Here is an 18,337-nt window from a genome sequence, read left to right on the forward strand (position 1 = left end):
GTGGGTGCCAGCCGTGTACTATCGCAACAGGGTTACATTGCCGCTATATTGCTCGGTACGGCCGTTGGCCAGCACCACATTGATCTGGTAAATATAAACGCCTGTAGGCTGCTCCTTATCGTTGAACCGACCATCCCATCCGCGCCCGTTGCGGTTGGATGTCTCGAACACTGACTGTCCCCAACGGTTGAAGACCTTCATCGTAAAGCCGTTCACGCTCTTGCTCAGCAGCTGCCTGGGGAAGAAGTAATCGTTATTGCCGTCGTTGTTGGGTGTAAAGGAATTGGGCACATCGATATAGCAATCCTTGTTTATCACCACGGCGTCGGTTGCGTTACAGTCATAAGGATTGGTCACCGTGAGGCTGTAGGTACCATGGTGGGCGATACGCAGCACACGGGCGGTATCACCGGTGCTCCAGCGATATTGATCGCCGGGAGCCAGGGGCGCCAGGTTAGAAAGGAAGAACGGCGCATTGTCGAGACAGATCGTCGTATCGGGCCCCAGGTTGACCAGTGGCAGCGGATGCACATTGACCGAGTCGCGCGCGCTTTGCTCTTCGCATACGCGGTATTTGGCCTTAAGGGTAATAAAATAGGTTCCCGGCAATTCATAGGCATGCCCGGCAGGATTGATATCGGTGGCAGGGCTGTTGTCGCCAAAATCCCAATCGAGCCCTGTATTACCCGAATGGGTATAGTGGGCCGTTACCTGCACCGATTGCCCGGTACAGATATCATACTGGTCCGGGACAATATCCAGCTGCGGCGTGCTATCGACTACTATGGTGCTATAAAGCGTGTCGCGGCAAGGCAAGGTGTCGTTGGCAATCAGTCTTACCCGGTAGGTACCGGCAACCATATACTGGTGCGCGGGATTCTGTAGCGTGGAGCTGCCGCCATCGCCAAAATCCCAGGAATAACCGGCGGGCTGCAGCGTTACAATAGAGCTATTGCTGAAGCTCACCGTTCCCGCCTGGCATATGGTATCGCGGCTGGACGTAAAGGCCGCCTGCAGCGGATGCCTTGTGTCGACGATCTTAATAGCGCTGTCTTTGCACAGGTAATTGCTGGCGATCAGCTTGACCTGGTAGCTACCCTGGTCGGGATAGAAGTGACGGGGCGATGTTACGGTGTCGGTAACGCCATCGCCAAAGTTCCAGGAGCTGTGTGTGCTGCGTACCGAAGTGTTGACAAAAGATACGGTGTCGCCGTTGCAACCGGGATGAAGCGTGAACCGGTAATCGGGCAATATTGACTCATCTTTTATTTTGATCCGTACAGAATCGGTAAAGGTGCAGCCGCCATGCGCCGCATCTGTGGTCACAGTGATCTTAAAAGTCGTATCCGCTGTTGGATTCACAACAGGATGTACTGTGGTGCCTCCGGAAGAGATGATGCCCGCCGGGGTCCAGCTGACGGCATAATCGACCCAGGAGCTCGTACCGGTAAGGCTTCCGTCCAAGGTACCGGTGTATTTGCCACAGCCAAATAAAGTGTCGTCGGGGCCGGCGCTCACAATCGGCGGCGGTGTGAGCCAGAACGTATCGATCGCATTGCCACCCGATCCGCAGGCCGGCGTGGAAGAGTACAGCACCACGGTGGTAAAGCCATTGGGTACTACAGAAAACTCGGGACCAATGCCGCTGATACTGGCGCTGCCGTTGAGGACAACATGCGAATAAGGTTCACCGCCGCTTGCTCTTATTTTAAGCGTATCGGTGGCCTTACACTGATACAGGGTATCGGCTACGATAGGCGCACCGGTAAAAGGACAGCCACCGAAGTCGATAGCAGAAGGAATATTACCCAGGGAGGTAAGATTGACAGTTGTAGAAGTTGGATCCACTGTACCGGCATATACGGGACTGCTGCCTACAAGCAATTGGTTGCCCGACAGGGAAAAACAGATCGCGGAAGGCGGCCCGCCCAGCACAGTCCATTCGTACAGCAGCGTACCTGAGGAATTATATTTCCGCAGGAAAGCGGAGCCACCCAGGTCAAGCACATAAAAATTCCCTTCACAATCGGCAGCGATATCAAAAACGTTTACTGCCGCAGGTATGGTAGTGATCATAATTGCGTTGCCGGTACCATCGTAACGGAAGATCTGGTTGCCGGTTTTTCCATAAATATAGCCACCGCCGCCGCCTATATCGACCGAACCCGAAGTATGGCCGGTATTGACCCAGGCTGTGCCATCATAATAAACATAATTGGCGCCTACTACAGCATAGAACGTGGGAGAAGGGCCTGTTGCCGAGTTCAGGTTGGGACTTACCGCAAGTGAAATGCCACCGGGAGGAGGAAAGGTATTGAGAATGGGGTTGGTGGCAGATATGGGCAAATAGGTATTCAGGTTGTAGATGGCGCCGTTGTAGATGAAATAAACCATACTGTCACAAACCGGGAATTGCGCCTGACTGTTCTTATGAGCGGCTGTAAGCAGACAACAACATAAGACAGTCCGCCATAGGTATTGAAGCATGTACTTTTTTTTCATAGGCCTTTTCGCTTTTTTCATGATCCTTATCGCTTTCTTGATTATAATATTTACGCCGCAACCGCACCCTTTCCAGGGGCAGGTGTACCATCAACAGGGTCAGCAAAGGGAATTGTATCCAGGTAGCAGCTGGAGTTGATTGCCCGGGTAAATAGACAAGACCACAAAATAATCGGTTTGGTTTGGAAATCCAAGTGATTTGTTCCATGTAGTGAGCAACCGACCTGCTTTCCTTTGTCGCAAGGCATAAACAGCCGTTTGAATTGCCTACTTTTAGTTCATGAATATTATTTTCCACGAAAGGAATGGCTTCAGCATTGCGGAGATCAATGCAGATGGGATCCTGATCGATAATGTAGACGAGGCCCTGCAACTGTTTATGGACCTGAGTTATCAGGGCACTGACCGGCTTGTCATCTATGAACGGAACATCACACCGGCGTTCTTCGAGCTCAGGTCGGGCTTTGCCGGCGCCCTGCTGCAAAAATGCGTCAATTACAAGATCAGGCTGGCAATTGTCGGAGACTTTGATCATTACCCCGGCCAAAGCCTGCGCGATTTTATTTTCGAAAGCAACCAGGGCAACCAGGCTGGCTTCCTGCCTACTGTTGCAGTGGCCATAGAAAAGCTTTCCCGGTAAACATCATCCTGCGGTTACAGCAAAACCGGATATACAAAAGCTGCCTGCTCAACAGCAGGCAGCCTCTTTTTTTATTGCGATCAAACACAAAAGATCACGGTACAGGCGATGCCCAGGGAATGGGTGGTGCAGCCGTACTGGTCGGTATTACCCTGGCAAAGCGTTTTGTCCTTGGTCAGCTGACAAGCGCTGTCGGTAGCGCCACCGGCGGCGCGCAGCTGTTGGCCGGGATGAAGTGGTGCGATCATTTTCTTGTTCAGGGACAGTTTCCGCTGCGAAAGATGTTGCTTTTTCATAAAAATTGCTGTTTGGGTGGTAAAATGTAAAAGTACCCGCAGCCACTGCATTTTTGATGCAGTAACGATCGTTTTAAGATTTTCTTTAGTCGCTATATTGTTCCGGGCACGACGGGTATTGACACCGGTCTGGCGAATATCGAATAGCCTGTATCGCCAACCGTGGACGTCGTAATATTGAAAACCCCGGGGGATGTCTGAAAGTCCTGAGAATACATCCCGGGAGGCTAAAGATGAAGAAGAACCCTGTAAGCTGGATGGTGCACCTGGCGGTAAGGCTTATTGCCGCGCCCTTACTTTTTGCGATTATTTACCTGCTCATCCTGAACGGCCGCTCCGATCCTATGGGGATTGGCATCGCCTACGCTCTTATCGTGCTCCTGATCGCCGGCATCCTGTACTTGGGTATAGAAGCCATAGTGCTTTACCGGAACAAGCAATGGGACAAGCTCTGCTGCAATATACTGTTGCTGGCTATTCCACTGTATAGCATACCCGGCTTCCTGAACGCGAGATAAAGCGCTATTACAAACCCTTGCTGCTGAAACAAGGCTACGGATATCGGCGCAGTGCCCGTGAATATTAACTGGCGACCGGAAAAACCGCCCATCCGGCCTAATATTGTTCTTTAGCTATCCCCTATAGGAACACCTTAGCTTTTAAAAAAACAGACTATGACCAAACCCAGATTCCTTGTCCCGCTACTACCGGTTATAACACTTGTTCTCCTTGTATCCTGCGGAAGCGGCGCTTCCGGCACCCATAACTATTTTGCCGAAACGGAGATCGGGGCGCCCCATTTTGGTAGCGTCACCGTCAATAAGCATCTTAAAGAATTCGGCATTTACTATAACGAGCTGGCCACTGCCGTAACGGTAAAGAATAAAGAAGCGCTTCCTGAGCTTAGCCGGTTATTTTCCGATTGGATCATTAAGGCGGTATCGTTGCGGGAAACACTTCCCCCGGGCGAGCAAAACGCTTTCGACAGCTACCTGGCCCAAACCAATAAGGTCTGGGACGAACAGAAAAACCAATTGCTATGATCGCTTGCTTATAATGGCCGGAACCTGGCAAAGCTTATTTTTACAGCGACAAAACCAAGATACTGTGCCCTTTCTTAACCGCTTCACAATCGTCATTTTCCTCTGGCTGGGCCTATTGCTCTGCTGCGCCTGCAACAACCGCAGTCCGGAACACCCTGCTGACAGAGGGAAGCTACCGGATACCTTAGTCCGCTACTACAATGAGCTGATCATCGCGATAGATACTTTAAATCAGTCGAAGCAAAAGGCCCTTGTGGAAAGCGTTCTTTCCTTACCCAGGGAGCAGGTTGGCCCTTACTATGCTTATTTCAAAGGCCTGCGCTACAAGCTGGCCGGGATTAAGGACAGCGCGCTGTATTGTTACCGGCTGATGCAGGCCGATACCGCTATACCCGGCCTGTACAGCCTGCAGCAGTATGCTCTTTTCAGCGCCGGTATCAGCGGAGAAAGCATTGTTCCTTCGGACAAGGTAGCCGCCATGCTCAAGGTAATACGGCAGGCGGAGCAAGAAAAGAGCATTTTCGTTTACCTGCTTTACGACCTGCTGGCCCAGACTTACTATATCAACGGCAATATAGACAAGGCCGTCGCTTATACCGACCGCTACTTTCAATACCATCCGTTGCATGGAAGCCCCGTGATACAGCAGCGGTATCATGATATATCCTTTATGCTTGCGGCAAAAAGAGAACATGCGCAAGCGATGAAGCAGCACCTGGAGCAGGCCAGGGAACTGGCCCTGCGCCTGGGGGACAGTATGGCGCTGGCACGCACTTACGACTATGAAGGCCAGCTCCACTCCGTCAAAAAGGAACATGCGCAGGCCGTGGCAAGCACCCGGATTTTTTTCAACTACCTGAAACAGCATAACCTCTTAAAAAAATACGCCTTCAATAACCTGGCTACCTCCTTTGTACGGAACCAACAGCCCGATTCGGCCATCTACTACTATGAAGAGGCCATACAATGGGCCAGGCAACATCCCGGCGCCAGCCTCTTCGGCGAATACCAGGGGCTGGCCGAGGTCTACCGGAAGCAGGGCGATTACAAAAAGCAAGCCATTGCGCTCGACTCGGCTATTAATATCTTCGGCCGAAATGTCGCCACTATTGAAGCTGGGAAAATAGCGGAGCTGCAAACACGCTATGAGACCGAAAAGAAGGACCAGGCGATCGCGTCGCTGCAAACCTCCAACAGGCTCAGCCGGAGGCTGATCACGCAGCAGCGCTGGATCTTCCTGGCCACCAGCCTGTTGCTGGGCACCCTGGCGCTCATTATCTACAATAGTTACCGCAGAAAGCTGCTACTGGCCAGAAATGAAAAGTTATCCCTGGAAAACAGGAAGCTGCTGCTGGAACAGAAAGCCTTGCAGCTGCAGCTGGATCCGCATTTTATTTACAATGCCGTGGCCAATATGCAGGGGCTTATCAGCAGCGACAAAAAGAAGGAAGCCAACGCTTACCTGGTCACCTTTTCCAGCCTCATGCGCAATATGCTGGAGCTGAACCGGCAGGACCTTATCTCTGTAGACGAAGAGATCAACGCGCTGGAGCACTATATACGGCTACAACAGATGCGCTTTGAGAACGTGTTTGACTATAACATCGATACCGGAGACCTCGACACCTCAGAAATACAGATACCACCCATGCTGGTGCAGCCCTTTGTCGAAAATGCGGTCGAGCATGGTTTCAAGAATATAGAGTACAAAGGAATGCTGCAAATTACCTTTACGGAAGAAGAGGGCTCGCTGCATATCAGCGTACGCGACAACGGCGTCGGCGCGATGGAGCAAGGTCGGCCGGAAAAAAAATCTTTATCGGGAGCCATTATCAGGGAAAGGCTGGATGTGCTGTTCAATCAGGAAAAAACGGTGGCCTATTTCAAAACGTATTCTTATACCCCGGAGCAAGGGAAAGGCTATCTCGTAGACTTATACATACCTTTGCTTACTGCCTAAAATGATCTGAAATGACTGTATACCTGCTGGAAGATGAGACCAATATTCTGAAACATATCCTGTCGCTGGTGCAGGACATTCCTTACCTGCAGCTGGTGGGCTATAGCGATACCGTAGCAAAGGCACGCCAGGAGCTACCCCGGCTGAAACCGGAGCTTATCCTGGCAGACATACAGCTCAAAGACGGCAACAGCTTTGAGCTATTCAAAGACAGCGATACAGATGCTCATACCATTTTTATCACTGCTTATAACCAGTATGCCATCGATGCGCTTAACCTTGGCGCCTTTGCCTATTTGCTGAAACCTGTGGACACCGCTGTTTTTACCGATACGGTGCACCGGTGCTTTATCAAATCGGAGGCATACCGTTTCAGCAGGCAACAGCTGGAGCTCTCCGCCAGCCACTATGGCGGCAAGGGATCGCTGCAGCGGCTGGCCCTGAAAAGCCTGAGCTATACCCAGATCGTCGATATCGAAGACATCCTGTACTGCCAAAGCGACAAAGGATACACGACTTTCCATCTCAAGAACGACAAGCCGGTGTTGGTATGTAAGGTCATCAAGGAATATGAAGCCCTGCTGCCGAAGGATATCTTTCTCAGGTGCCATCAATCTTACCTGGTCAATACCCGCCATATCAGCAAATATTACAAGGCGGGCTATATCGAAATGGTAAACGGCATTGAAATTCCGATCTCTGAGCGAAAGAAAAGCTATGTACAGGAATTTATTGAAAGAGCCTTTTAAAAAAATAACGACAGGTACTCCCGGTGTTATTGCTTCTCAGGCAGGTATTTCCAATAACGTTTGGGCACGTGCTGCAGGTGCAGCTTCAGGTTTTTGCGGGCCTCGATATTCGTACTCTTGAAATACTGTTGCCATAACCGCTGAAAAAAGGCATCCCGTTCGTCTAACAGGATCGTAATCGATACCTGCGGCAATGCAATCTCCTCCTCCTTCGTCATCTGTACCTCCGACACGGAACGGGTATCGTAAGCGATACCATAATGGCGGCTTACATCGTAGATCAGCCAGGCCTGGTCGGCATAGCGCTTCCGGAAAAAACCGGTCACCAACGGCAGCACGTTGTAATCCGGCTCAATGACCGCGAAATACAGGCCGTCGTTACTTTTGCTGAAACGGGTAAAGGCTTTCCAGCGATGGCGTTCACGATCCACTTTTTTCAGCGTTTGCGCGAAGTACAGCACATCGGTATCCCCATAATTGCCGAGGATGCCAGTGTCGCCCCTGAATAACTGCAGCATAATCTTATAGGCCGACAACCAGGCTTGCGGATCTTCAGACAGGAACACACGAAAAAAATCGCGGGCGCGCTCCTCCCCCAGTCTTCGGGCCAGGCCCTGCTGCACACGCTTCGCCTTCATCGCATCGGTTAGGACTTCCCGATGCTCCCGGAAAAAATCGCTTTGGAAAACACTTGCCGTTATGGGGATAGTGTCGAACGCTTTCCTTTCAAAGCTTTCGAATACCACACAAAGGAAACCGGCATAGCTGCCGTCAAACACATAATACATCTCTCAAAAAAGGCTTAGCTGCGCCGGCGTTTTATTTTGGTATTTACTATGCGCCTGCTCCAGGATCAGGCTTTTCACTTTGGCCATACAAAGATGACCTAAGGTGATGGGCGTATCGGCGCAACGCATAAAATGCCGGGCCCGGTTAAAGGCGATACCCATTTTGCGCAACTGGTACTCGTGAAGCCGGCCGAATTGACGGGCCTGCACGATCTTCGTCGCCGACTGCCGGCCGATACCAGGGATCCTTATAATAGACTTATATGCCGCTACATTGATATCTACCGGAAAAAATTCAGGATGGCGCAGCGCCCAGCTCAGCTTGGGATCAATATCCAGATCAAGCTGTGTATGACCAGCATCCAGTATCTCTTCCAGCCTGAAATCGTAAAAGCGCAGGAGCCAGTCGGTTTGGTAAAGGCGGTTTTCCCGCAGCAGGGGTGGCGCTGTTCCTACAGATGGTAATAAGGTGTTGTTGTTGTTAATGGGTATATAGCCACTGTAATATACCCGCTTCAGCTGGTAATCCTTATAGAATGTCTGCGCCACATTCATGATCTCGTAATCCGTCTCGGGTGTAGCGCCCACGACCAGTTGCGTGCTTTGGCCTGCCGGAACAAAGTGAGGCACATATCGCGACAAGGCCCCTTCTTCCCGGTACGCCTTTATCTGGTCGTTGACCAGCGCCAGGGGCTTTTTGACGGATTCATGATCCTTTTCCGGTGCCAGCATCTTCAGACCCGCTTCTGTAGGCAATTCCAGGTTGATGCTCATGCGATCGGCATATAAACCCGCCTCCTTTACCAGTTCTGCGCTGGCTCCGGGAATCGTTTTGAGATGAATATAGCCGTTGTATCGCTCTTCGGTACGCAGCTTTTTTACGATGCGTAATAAACGCTCCATAGTAAAGTCGGCGTTCTTAAAAATACCCGAGCTAAGGAATAAGCCTTCGATAAAATTCCTCCGGTAAAAATTCATGGTGAGGTCCACTACCTCCTCTACGGTAAAAGCGGCCCGCTTTATGTCGTTGCTTTTGCGGCTAACACAAAAAGCACAATCAAAAATGCAATGGTTCGTCAGCAGTATCTTGAGCAGGGAAACGCAACGACCATCTTCTGTATACGTATGGCAGATACCTGAAACGGAGGCATCGCCTACACCACCGGTATTTTTTCGTGTACTGCCACCTGAGCTGCAGCTAACATCATATTTAGCAGCATCCGCCAAGATCTTCAACTTCTCTTCTATTCTGTCCACACCTGTTTCTTTAAGGTAAGCAACATCTGCTTATTGATCCAAATATACCATCGCCAGAGGTAAATTCCCGAAGATTTTTCCCCCATACGCAGCCATTGATACCCGCCGAAAAGCCTTCACCAGAAAGGATTTCATCTGGCGAAGGTATTTTATAAAAGCGTAAAATATCCCATGTATTTCTTACAGATTCAGATCTCCCTCCCGGCCAATATCCAGCTTCGCTCCCGAAACGGCGCTAACGGCTACTTTTAAAATGGTGACCAGCTTATTGGTTTTATTGTCCCAATAATGCGCTTCCTTCGGAACCACCTTCAATACCCTGATGCGCTGGTCTGCCCTGCCTTGCTCAAACCATGCCGCGATCATTTTGTTCCAGTACTTGTCTATCCGGGCCTCATCGCGCGATACTTCCGCCACGCCATTAACAGATAAAAAATTGTAGTCCCTGGTATCCGAGAACAGCAGGCTTACTTTATCGTTTTTCTGAAGGTTTTGAAAACTATCGCTATCCGAAGAGAACAGGAACCAGATATTGCCTTCGTCGTCCACCTCCTGCCGGCTCATGGGGATTGCGTAGACATAGTCGTCATCTGTCAACCGGGAGCAAAGCATACCAATATCGATCTTATCGATCATTGCTTTTAGCTTATCAATCGCCTCGCGATGGTGCAAATTTTCTGTGCTCATAATTTTTTTAGCTATAAATCGTGAAATGAAAGTGCTTATAAAAAGAACAAGCTATGCGGCAAAATGTTTCGGTCTCCAGGACTGCCGCGCTATATAATGATCAAAACTTACCGATTGTTCCAACCAAATGAGAACACTTTATGTTATCCAAAGGAATTTGTTAAAGTACCCGGCAAAAAGCGTTTGGTCTTCACAATCAGTCGTTAAAGCACGTTTTATTATTTTCCTTTATTCCCTGTCGGTTAGTAAGTTTGCGTACAGACTGCGCTATCCAGAGCCAATGGCAGACAACATGAAAAAAACCGATCCAAGATTGAATTTCCTTAAAGGCGGCGGGGAAACAGGAGCACTTTTGCGAACGCTGGATTGGGAGCAAACTTCCCTGGGAGATCCGGCATATTGGCCGCAAAGCCTTAAAACCTGTGTCCGGATCATCCTTACCTCACGGCAACCCATGTTTGTATGGTGGGGCAAAGAACTGATCAATATCTACAATGAGGCTTACCGGTCGATCGTGGGTGGCAAACATCCCTGGGCTATGGGGAAGCCGGCCAGGGAAGTGTGGCGGGAGATATGGGACCAGGCAGGGCCCAGGGCCGAAACCGCCCTGACCACCAACGAAGGCACTTACGACGAATCGCTACTGCTGATCATGGAACGTAACGGTTATCCGGAAGAAACCTATTATACGTTTTCCTATAGCCCCGTACCCGGCGACGATGGTATGCCGCAAGGTATTATCTGCGCCAATACCGACGATACCGAACGCATACTCAACGACCGGGAGCTCCGTACCCTGAAAGACCTGAGCAAAGGCTTTATCGACAGCAAAACAGATGAAGATATCTACAACAGCACTATAAAAGTAATACAGGATAATCCCTGGGACTTCCCCTTCGCCTTACTCTACCGTGTGGCCGAGGAGCAGATTCTGTGCACCATGCATACCGGCAATCTTGCTGAAGGTACTTTTCCAATGGCCCTTTCGCCGGGCGAAGCGTCATCCTTTCAGATCGGCGAAGTGGTCGCCGATCTGAAAGCCAGAACAATTCCGGTACAGGATGCTTCATTGCCCGGTGGCGCCTGGAGCATCCCGCCCCATCAGGTGCTTGTGCTGCCTATAGCACAAAGCAGCAAAAAACAGGCCTATGGCGTATTGGTAGTCGGTATGAACCCTTACCGGCTGCTCAATGAGCGGTATACCAGCTTTTTTGAGCTGCTCACCGATCAGATAGCTACCGGCATCAGCAATGTAAGAGCTATTGAAGAAGAGCGCAGGCATATTGAATCGCTGATGGAGATCGACCGGGCGAAAACAGCATTTTTTAATAACGTCAGCCACGAGTTCAGAACGCCGCTGACCCTCATGCTAGGGCCGGTAGAAGAGCTGATCAAGCTACAACATGAAGCGCTGCCGCCGTTTTTCGGAGCATATGCCGACGCGATTTACCGCAATGCGCAACGCTTGCTGAGGCTGGTCAACAGCTTGTTGGAATTTAGCCGTATCGAAGCCGGACGGATACAAGCACGGTTCTGCCCGGAAGATATCGCGACCATCACACGGGACCTGGCCAGCGGCTTCCGTTCCGTGATGGAGAAGGCCGGCCTTGCCTTCCGGGTACAATGCGATACAGTAAGCCTCCCGGTGTATATCGACTATGAAATGTGGGAGAAGATTGTGCTTAACCTGCTCTCCAACGCATTCAAGTACACGATGGAAGGCAGTGTGACGCTTAGCTTGCAGGAGAAAGAGAGCATGATTGTCCTGCGGGTGCAGGATACCGGCATCGGCATACCTGAAACGGAGCTTCCCCGTATGTTTGAGCGTTTTCATCGTGTTGAGGGCAGTGCCGGACGCACCCATGAGGGCACAGGCATTGGCTTGTCCCTCATTCATGAACTCGTTAAGATACATAAAGGAAATATACGGATCAGCAGTACCGAGGGCAAGGGCAGCACGTTCACCGTTACGATACCGTCGGGCAAAGAGCACCTCCCACCAGAGCATGTAAGAGAAGAAACAGCGGTAGGCTACCAGGGGCGGAATTCACTCCTGGCAGGGACATTCATCAACGAAGCGGCTTCGCTCCTGGGTGGCGACAAGGCCATGACCAGCACCCCAGCAGACAAAGAGCCATCGGATAAAAATACGCGGATACTAGTGGTTGACGATAATGCCGACATGCAGGCTTATCTGAGACGGCTGCTGGAAGATCATTATACTGTGTTTACCGCAGGTAATGGTCTCGAAGCCATAGACCAGTTGGATGATATACGGCCCGACCTGGTGATCAGCGACATCATGATGCCTCATATCGACGGGCACCAACTGGTCAAAAAAATACGTTCGGACGTGAACAAGCTGCGGCTACCAGTCATCCTGTTGTCGGCAAAAGCGGGTGAGGAAGCAAAAATGGAAGGCCTGGAAACCGGCGCTGACGACTATCTGGTAAAACCCTTCTCTGCCAAAGAATTGCTGATTAAAGTACGCTCGCAGATCAGCATCGCCAGAGCGCGCAATCATACCGGGGAGTTACTACGACAGCTTTTCATCAACGCCCCTATGGCTATTACTATCTTACGGGGCCCGCAATTCATTATCGAGCTGGCCAACGAGCTTGTGCTCCGGATCTGGGACCGGCAGCTGGAGGAGGTGCTTTTTAAACCCCTTATGGAGGCTATGCCCGAACTGGAGGGCCAGGGCTTCGATCTTTTGCTGCAAAGGGTTTATTATACGGGAGAGCGTTATGTAACCAACGAAAAAGAGATCGCCATAAAGCGCAAAGGGAAATTGGATAAGCTTTTTGTCAAGTTCATCTATGAGCCTTTGCATGAGCCCGACGGATCTATATCGGGCGTTATTGTACTGGCGCATGAGATTACAGACCTGGTCAATGCGCGCAGCAGGGCGCAAAAGAGTGCTGCAGAAATGCGCGAGCTGGTCAGGCAAAAGGATGAGTTCCTGAGCATTGCCAGCCACGAGCTCAAAACGCCGCTCACCAGCATGAAGGTCATTATCCAGATATTGGAAAGATCAGAATTTCTTGATGATACGCTAAAAGGCTTTGTGGGTAAGGCTGCCAGACAAATGGACCGGTTGGTCCTCCTGGTCTCCGATCTGCTCGATGTGTCCAGCATCCAGGCCGGTAAAATAAAGTTTTACCCCGAACAATTCTCCCTGGGGGATATGCTCGACGATATTATAGAGCAGCACCACCGTGCTCAGAACAGCCACAAAATACTGCTTCAGGGCGACACTTCGATTAACATGATTGCCGACAGAAGCAGGCTCGAGCAGGTGTTGAACAATCTTATCTCCAATGCGATCAAGTACTCGCCGGATGCTGACACTGTTTATCTCAGGGCCGAGACCAGGCAAAACAATTTACATATCTCCATTAAAGACGAAGGGATCGGTATCCCTGCCGATAAATTACCTATGGTATTTGAACGGTTTTTCCGCGTGGATGAATCCGGTAAAAATTTCTCGGGATTGGGCCTCGGTCTTTATATTTCCAAGGAGATCATCAAAAGACATCGTGGCGAGATTGGCGTGGAAAACAACAAAGATAAAGGCTCACGCTTCTGGTTCACCCTGCCTCTTGCGGGCAAGGAGTCCTGAACCCGGATTAATTGTCGCCATTTCCCCTTTTGCCGGCATACAACAAAAATCCCTGGCTATTATGCCAGGGATCTTCAACATAGCCACCAACACACCCCGTGCCCGGTGATTTCCGGAATGCACTTATGAAAACGATACGGATCACGCTATTGCTTCAGGAACTTCAGCACCTGCTGCGCGCCTTCTGCCGGAACGACCCGGATAAAATACATACCTCCTGCAAGCTCTCCGGTTGCTATGGCGCCACGGTCTTCGAAGCTACCCGATGCCACTTTGGTTCCGGTTACGGTACTGATGCTATAGGTATATCTTCCTTTCTTTTCTACCATTACATGCAACATGTTCGTAACCGGATTGGGATAGATGCTGATGACTTCATCTGAAGCCGGGATCTTTGCCGATCCGGACTTGGCCTCGGATGCCTCCCCGGTGGTAATGTCTTTGCAGGTAAGGTAGCTGGATTCTATTCTCACAGTGGGTCTGTTTCCCCCAATGTCGAACTTAATGTTATTGATCGCAAACTTGAATGCAGAAGGCGTCAGATCCACCTGGCTGCTAAGCGATACCTGCTGGTAAGGGTTACACTCTGCTTTATCGGTAACAAAACGGAAACCGGAAACGGTAGCGTGATAGCGCGGGAATATTGCGGGCACGGTATCCAGCAGGGCGCCGGTAACAGCCGCATCATCATACTCCGGGTGCCGGTTGAGGAAGCCTATATTAGGTGTCGACGCTATGGGCAGGCTGCCGTTCTCAAAAGGCCTGAAGTAGTCTACCGTACCTGCGGGCGCATAATCGGAATAGCCGGCGCTATAGATCTTTTCCAGGTTGAAATTGCTCAACAGGGTACCGGAATGGCTCACTTTAATGGTATAAGGATGGACGTAGTCGCCTCCCATCGATTTATCGTCGCCTACCCTATAGCCCATGATCACCAGCTCATCGGGCGCATTCTGGCTTTGGTACATACTAAAAGCCGGCAGTGGCGGAGTGTTGTTGGTATAATATACATTCTGGAAACCAATGGCGCCCGATGCCGGTTTCATCTGCATCAGCGTAAAGGCCTTTTTGGGATGATAGTAGCCCAGCATGTACAGGTAACCGTCGCTACCCAGCACACTTCGTACATTGGCTTCCCTCTCGTCGAATGAATAGACATAAGAAAAAACAGTGGGGCTTACCACTGAGCTGCCGCCGCCGTTGTAGTGCATCAGGGCATAGTAGGCATGACGGGTCAGCGGCGGATTAAGATCGATCGAGCGTCGTGGCGGACCTCCTTTATGTCCCAGCAACAGCAGTCCCAGGCCCGGTATCTCTTCCACATCGGAGGTAAGATCGAAGGTATTGGGCTCGTCGCTATTGGTATTGGTGCCGTGGAATACCTTCAGGTATTTGGTCTTGATGGGAGAGCGCGCTGCGGGATTCCTGTCGAAAGCAAAGCGCCACACAAAGCTCCGTTTACCCGTCCCATACTCTGTAACGGAAGGTTTGTCACTGAGAAAGCCGGTCACTACGAAGTCGCCATTCTGCGTACTATCGGGATCGGCCTTTACCTGGAGTATATCCAGGCCGTAAAAACTGGGGAACCGGAACGAAGTGCATAAAGAGCCCAGGCCAATCTCTCCAGGCCCCGGGAAGTAGCTGCAGGGTATACTATCGGCCGATAGATTAAAGTCTTGTATCACGTTACCCAGCGCATCGACTTCCATCAGCCAGAGGTCGTCCCTGTTGGTCCTTAAGTTGGCCTGGTATCCGGTGAGCACATAGCTATTGAACTGTGCATTGTAGCTTATGGCAAAACAACGCCGCTGCTGGCCCACAACCTCGCTTTTATACACCTTGCTCCATATGAGCGTTCCGTCGTGACGCAGAGCGGTTAGTTTCACAGCGAGTTTATTCTCGGTTACATTGCTTGCCATAAGATAATCCAGCGAACGGCTGGTGCCGATAGTCGAGCTATAATAGCGGGTAATGATCATATTGCTATTATTGTTTGCCGTCCTGGAAAGGGGCAGGCGGGAAGGATAAGCGTCGGTAAATGACAGGTCCTGCGCGACAGCAGGCATAGCCCCGGCAAAAGCAAACAACAGTCCTAGCCGCATGGTGCGAAGATTGAATTTGATGTTCATAATTTTTGGTTTGGTTGAAAAATAGTGATAAATGGTAAGTGTGTCTTTGCTGTGCTGATTATTGTTTTACTCAAAAAATAACATGGCAAAAGACAGGAAAGGGCAATAGAAGCAGTAAGCAGATCGGTCCTGGGTATTGGGGTCGTCGGTGGGCGTCGTGTTGGGTATTGGGTATTGGGTATTGGGCAATGAGTAGTGGGTAATGGGCAGTGGACAGTTGGCAATGGGCAATGAGTAGTGGGTAGTGGGCAATGAGTAATTGGCAGTGGGCAATTGGAATTTGAACCTTTGGAATTAGAATTTCCCAAAATGCTAAATTAAAGCAGTACGCTGCAGATTTCATACAGTGGCCGCCGCTGTATGTCCCGGTCTGCGATGGGAGCAATCATCATTTCCGGAGCCTTAGTAGACTTCCCTGTTGGTCTTGTATTTGCGCAGCCTTTTCTCTGCCCGGTTCAACTTGGCATGAATAGTATTTTTTTCTTTGGCGGTCAGGTAGCTATCCCCCTCTGCTCTTTCAATCGCATAGCCGATCTCTTCCTGCTCCCTGGAAAGCTTCTGGTATTCTGTTTCCGTGATCTTTTTCTTTTGGTAGGCTTGCTTTATCGCCACAGACAAAGCCTGCTGCCTTTGTTTGAACTGCTGGGCATACATCGCCGCCGGCGCGGCAAACAGGAGGACCACAGCAAAGAGGAAAGTTCTGGCTAGCATATTCGGTTTAGCGGGTTTAGGTACGATATTTATGCTCATCAGCGGTAAAGAACGAACCACTAATGTCGGACAAAAACAAGATGCCGGCAATAAAGGGAAACCGCTATTTTAAGCACTCCATAGAAACCATGAGTGTTGCCGGCATAAGCCCCTCTCTTTCCTTTAAAAAATAGTGTGGTGCAAAAAAAATTTGGATGGTACGAAATTTATCGTACGTTTGCTACGAATTAATTCGTACATTTTAAACCCTAACAATACCAGGTATTTAAACTTCAAAAAAACCAATCGCCAATTTTTTAAAAACCGACCATTTATTTACAGTAATTCAGTGTCACAACAAGGCCGCTTACCAGCGAAGGACATCAACCATCAGGCTGCGAACCGGCAACCATTTCTGAAAGGGATTGCATCAGGTATGCTCATGACAGCTTCCCTTAGGTATCGGTTTATGACAAGGTCAATTGCTGTAGGTAGATAGTCATATCCTGAAATTCAAATCAAAAAACAGATGACAAATACCCCGTTCCTATTGCTTTTACTCCTCCTTCTTTCCACGATCTGCTCCGGCCGGCAGGAAAAGCAAGCGAAACAGCTTGACAGCATTTTTTCCCTACTCCACACCCAGAACCAGTTCAACGGCAGTGTACTCATAGCCGAAAAAGGGAAGGTTATTTTTGAAAAAGGCTATGGCTTCAATAATGAAACCGGCAGCCATCACGACAATGATCCGCAAACTATATTTGAGCTGGCTTCCTGCTCCAAACCCTTTACAGCAATGGCGATCATATTGCTCAAAAGAGAGGGCAAGCTTCGTTATGAAGACCCGGTTTCGAAATACCTGCCCGAGCTGGCCTTCTGGGATAAGGTAACCATCGCCGACCTGCTGCGGCATACCAGCGGTATTCCCAACGACTACACTGCAGACCTCGTCAAAAACCGGCAGGAAGCCCACATTGCCACTAACGAAGATGTGATCCGCTATTGTGCGGCTAGGAAAGACACTCTCTTGTTTGCCCCTAAAAGCAGGCACCAATACAACAACAATAACTACGTCTTCCTCGCAAGCATCATAGCGCGGGTATCCGGCATGAGCTATAGCGATTTCCTTTCTAGGAACATCTTTACACCACTGGGCATGCGGCATACCTTCGTCTACAACCGGCGGCAGCAGCCGCAGAGCATTAAGAATTATGCCACAGGTTACATCTGGGACAAGTATTCTCTTACCAAAGTGATATCAGAAAACGCTGCATTCCCTGACAGTACGGCTTATTTTGCCGATGGTATCGTAGGTGCTGCAAAAGTAAATGCCAATGTCGAAGACCTTTACCGCTGGGTTACTGCATTAAAGAACCATACGTTGCTTACTCCGGCCGAGTTTGCCGAGATGACAGCCATAACCCAAACTACTGGTGGCGAAGCTATCGCCTATGGCTTCGGACTTAACCTCTCCAAAGGCGAAAAGAAATTTTCCTTTGGACATACCGGAAATTGGGATGGCTATGTATCACTTATTTCCCATAATATGATCAAAGACAGGACGATCATTATTCTTGAAAACCTGCAAACAGGCGTCTTTCCCTTTGAAAATATTACCCAGATACTGGACGGGAAACCGGTAACAGGCAAGTACCGGAGAAAGATTGCGCTGCCGGAAGCCGCCATCCAAAAGTTTACCGGCGTCTACGCAGACGAACAAGACAAAGCAGACGCCCACATCATCACCTGTCATGACGGTCACTTATTCTATAATGCCAAAAGCGGTGAATGGGATATGCGCTTTTTCCCCGTTGCCGATAACGAATTTAGTGCGCTCAGACCCAACGGGGCAGACGGGACCATGCGGTTTACCATGATGGCAAATGGCGGCATGAAGCTTGAAATGCTGCAGGGCGGTACCGTGGTGGGTAGCGGTATAAGGAAGGTTGGGGAATAATAATAACTGAATGTACG

At 50.0% G+C, this 18,337-nt stretch carries 16 protein-coding genes; 7 read left to right on the forward strand and 9 right to left on the reverse strand.

All coding sequences use genetic code 11. From position 1 onward, the window contains the following. Positions 1-18 precede the first annotated feature (18 nt). Positions 19-2,394: a PKD domain-containing protein gene (locus DZK30_RS16500; protein ID WP_162903157.1), complete on the reverse strand. Its 2,376-nt coding sequence runs from the start codon at positions 2,392-2,394 to the stop codon at positions 19-21. A 34-nt stretch (positions 2,395-2,428) separates the two neighbouring features. Beyond that, the gene (locus tag DZK30_RS25910; RefSeq protein WP_162903158.1) at positions 2,429-2,800 is read right to left on the reverse strand and encodes a hypothetical protein; all 372 of its coding nucleotides are present in this window, start codon (positions 2,798-2,800) and stop codon (positions 2,429-2,431) included. On the opposite strand from DZK30_RS25910, the gene DZK30_RS16505 reads away from it, so the two are divergent. After that, positions 2,783-3,142: a DUF4180 domain-containing protein gene (locus DZK30_RS16505; protein ID WP_118975280.1), complete on the forward strand. Its 360-nt coding sequence runs from the start codon at positions 2,783-2,785 to the stop codon at positions 3,140-3,142. The two genes, DZK30_RS25910 and DZK30_RS16505, sit on opposite strands and share 18 nt — an antisense overlap. Before the next feature lie 80 nt (positions 3,143-3,222). Here the strand turns inward: DZK30_RS16505 and DZK30_RS16510 are convergent, their stop codons facing one another. Further along, entirely contained in the window at positions 3,223-3,438 is a 216-nt protein-coding gene (locus DZK30_RS16510) for a class I lanthipeptide (protein ID WP_118975281.1), read from the reverse strand. Positions 3,439-3,671: 233 nt separating this feature from the next. Here DZK30_RS16510 and DZK30_RS16515 point away from each other — a divergent pair, with 233 nt between their 5' ends. The 4 genes from DZK30_RS16515 (at position 3,672) to DZK30_RS16530 (ending at position 7,190) form a co-directional block, all read left to right on the forward strand. Further along, positions 3,672-3,956, forward strand: coding sequence for a hypothetical protein (locus DZK30_RS16515; protein WP_118975282.1), 285 nt, complete (start codon positions 3,672-3,674; stop codon positions 3,954-3,956). A gap of 156 nt (positions 3,957-4,112) precedes the next feature. Further along, positions 4,113-4,481, forward strand: coding sequence for a hypothetical protein (locus tag DZK30_RS16520; RefSeq protein ID WP_118975283.1), 369 nt, complete (start codon positions 4,113-4,115; stop codon positions 4,479-4,481). Positions 4,482-4,545: 64 nt separating this feature from the next. Then, positions 4,546-6,441 carry a histidine kinase gene (locus tag DZK30_RS16525; RefSeq protein WP_162903159.1) on the forward strand — a complete coding sequence of 632 codons (1,896 nt, stop codon included), beginning with the start codon at positions 4,546-4,548 and terminating at the stop codon, positions 6,439-6,441. A gap of 11 nt (positions 6,442-6,452) precedes the next feature. Then, positions 6,453-7,190 (forward strand): LytR/AlgR family response regulator transcription factor, encoded by a 738-nt coding sequence (locus DZK30_RS16530; protein WP_118975285.1) that lies wholly within the window; start codon positions 6,453-6,455, stop codon positions 7,188-7,190. 26 nt (positions 7,191-7,216) lie between these two features. Here the strand turns inward: DZK30_RS16530 and DZK30_RS16535 are convergent, their stop codons facing one another. From DZK30_RS16535 to DZK30_RS16545, 3 genes are all read right to left on the reverse strand, one after another. Further along, positions 7,217-7,978, reverse strand: a complete 762-nt coding sequence (locus DZK30_RS16535; protein ID WP_118975286.1) for a TIGR03915 family putative DNA repair protein — start codon at positions 7,976-7,978, stop codon at positions 7,217-7,219. 3 nt (positions 7,979-7,981) lie between these two features. After that, a complete protein-coding gene (locus DZK30_RS16540; RefSeq protein WP_118975287.1) occupies positions 7,982-9,235 on the reverse strand; it encodes a putative DNA modification/repair radical SAM protein in 1,254 nt (417 codons plus the stop codon). Positions 9,236-9,415: 180 nt separating this feature from the next. Further along, positions 9,416-9,922: a pyridoxamine 5'-phosphate oxidase family protein gene (locus DZK30_RS16545; RefSeq protein WP_118975288.1), complete on the reverse strand. Its 507-nt coding sequence runs from the start codon at positions 9,920-9,922 to the stop codon at positions 9,416-9,418. Between the two features lie 292 nt (positions 9,923-10,214). Here DZK30_RS16545 and DZK30_RS16550 point away from each other — a divergent pair, with 292 nt between their 5' ends. After that, positions 10,215-13,544 (forward strand): ATP-binding protein, encoded by a 3,330-nt coding sequence (locus tag DZK30_RS16550; protein WP_162903160.1) that lies wholly within the window; start codon positions 10,215-10,217, stop codon positions 13,542-13,544. 146 nt (positions 13,545-13,690) lie between these two features. On the opposite strand, the gene DZK30_RS16555 is transcribed toward DZK30_RS16550, so the two are convergent. The 3 genes from DZK30_RS16555 to DZK30_RS16565 form a co-directional block, all read right to left on the reverse strand. Further along, the gene (locus DZK30_RS16555) at positions 13,691-15,673 is read right to left on the reverse strand and encodes a T9SS type A sorting domain-containing protein (protein WP_118975290.1); all 1,983 of its coding nucleotides are present in this window, start codon (positions 15,671-15,673) and stop codon (positions 13,691-13,693) included. A gap of 66 nt (positions 15,674-15,739) precedes the next feature. Then, positions 15,740-15,946: a hypothetical protein gene (locus DZK30_RS26280; RefSeq protein WP_205529474.1), complete on the reverse strand. Its 207-nt coding sequence runs from the start codon at positions 15,944-15,946 to the stop codon at positions 15,740-15,742. A 129-nt stretch (positions 15,947-16,075) separates the two neighbouring features. After that, positions 16,076-16,384, reverse strand: a complete 309-nt coding sequence (locus tag DZK30_RS16565) for a hypothetical protein (protein ID WP_162903161.1) — start codon at positions 16,382-16,384, stop codon at positions 16,076-16,078. 508 nt (positions 16,385-16,892) lie between these two features. Here DZK30_RS16565 and DZK30_RS16570 point away from each other — a divergent pair. Further along, complete coding sequence (locus DZK30_RS16570; RefSeq protein WP_118975292.1) at positions 16,893-18,320, forward strand: serine hydrolase domain-containing protein; 1,428 nt, start codon at positions 16,893-16,895, stop codon at positions 18,318-18,320. Positions 18,321-18,337: the final 17 nt, after the last annotated feature.

The sequence above is a fragment of the Taibaiella koreensis genome, assembly GCF_003545715.1.
Lineage (GTDB): Bacteria > Bacteroidota > Bacteroidia > Chitinophagales > Chitinophagaceae > Taibaiella > Taibaiella koreensis.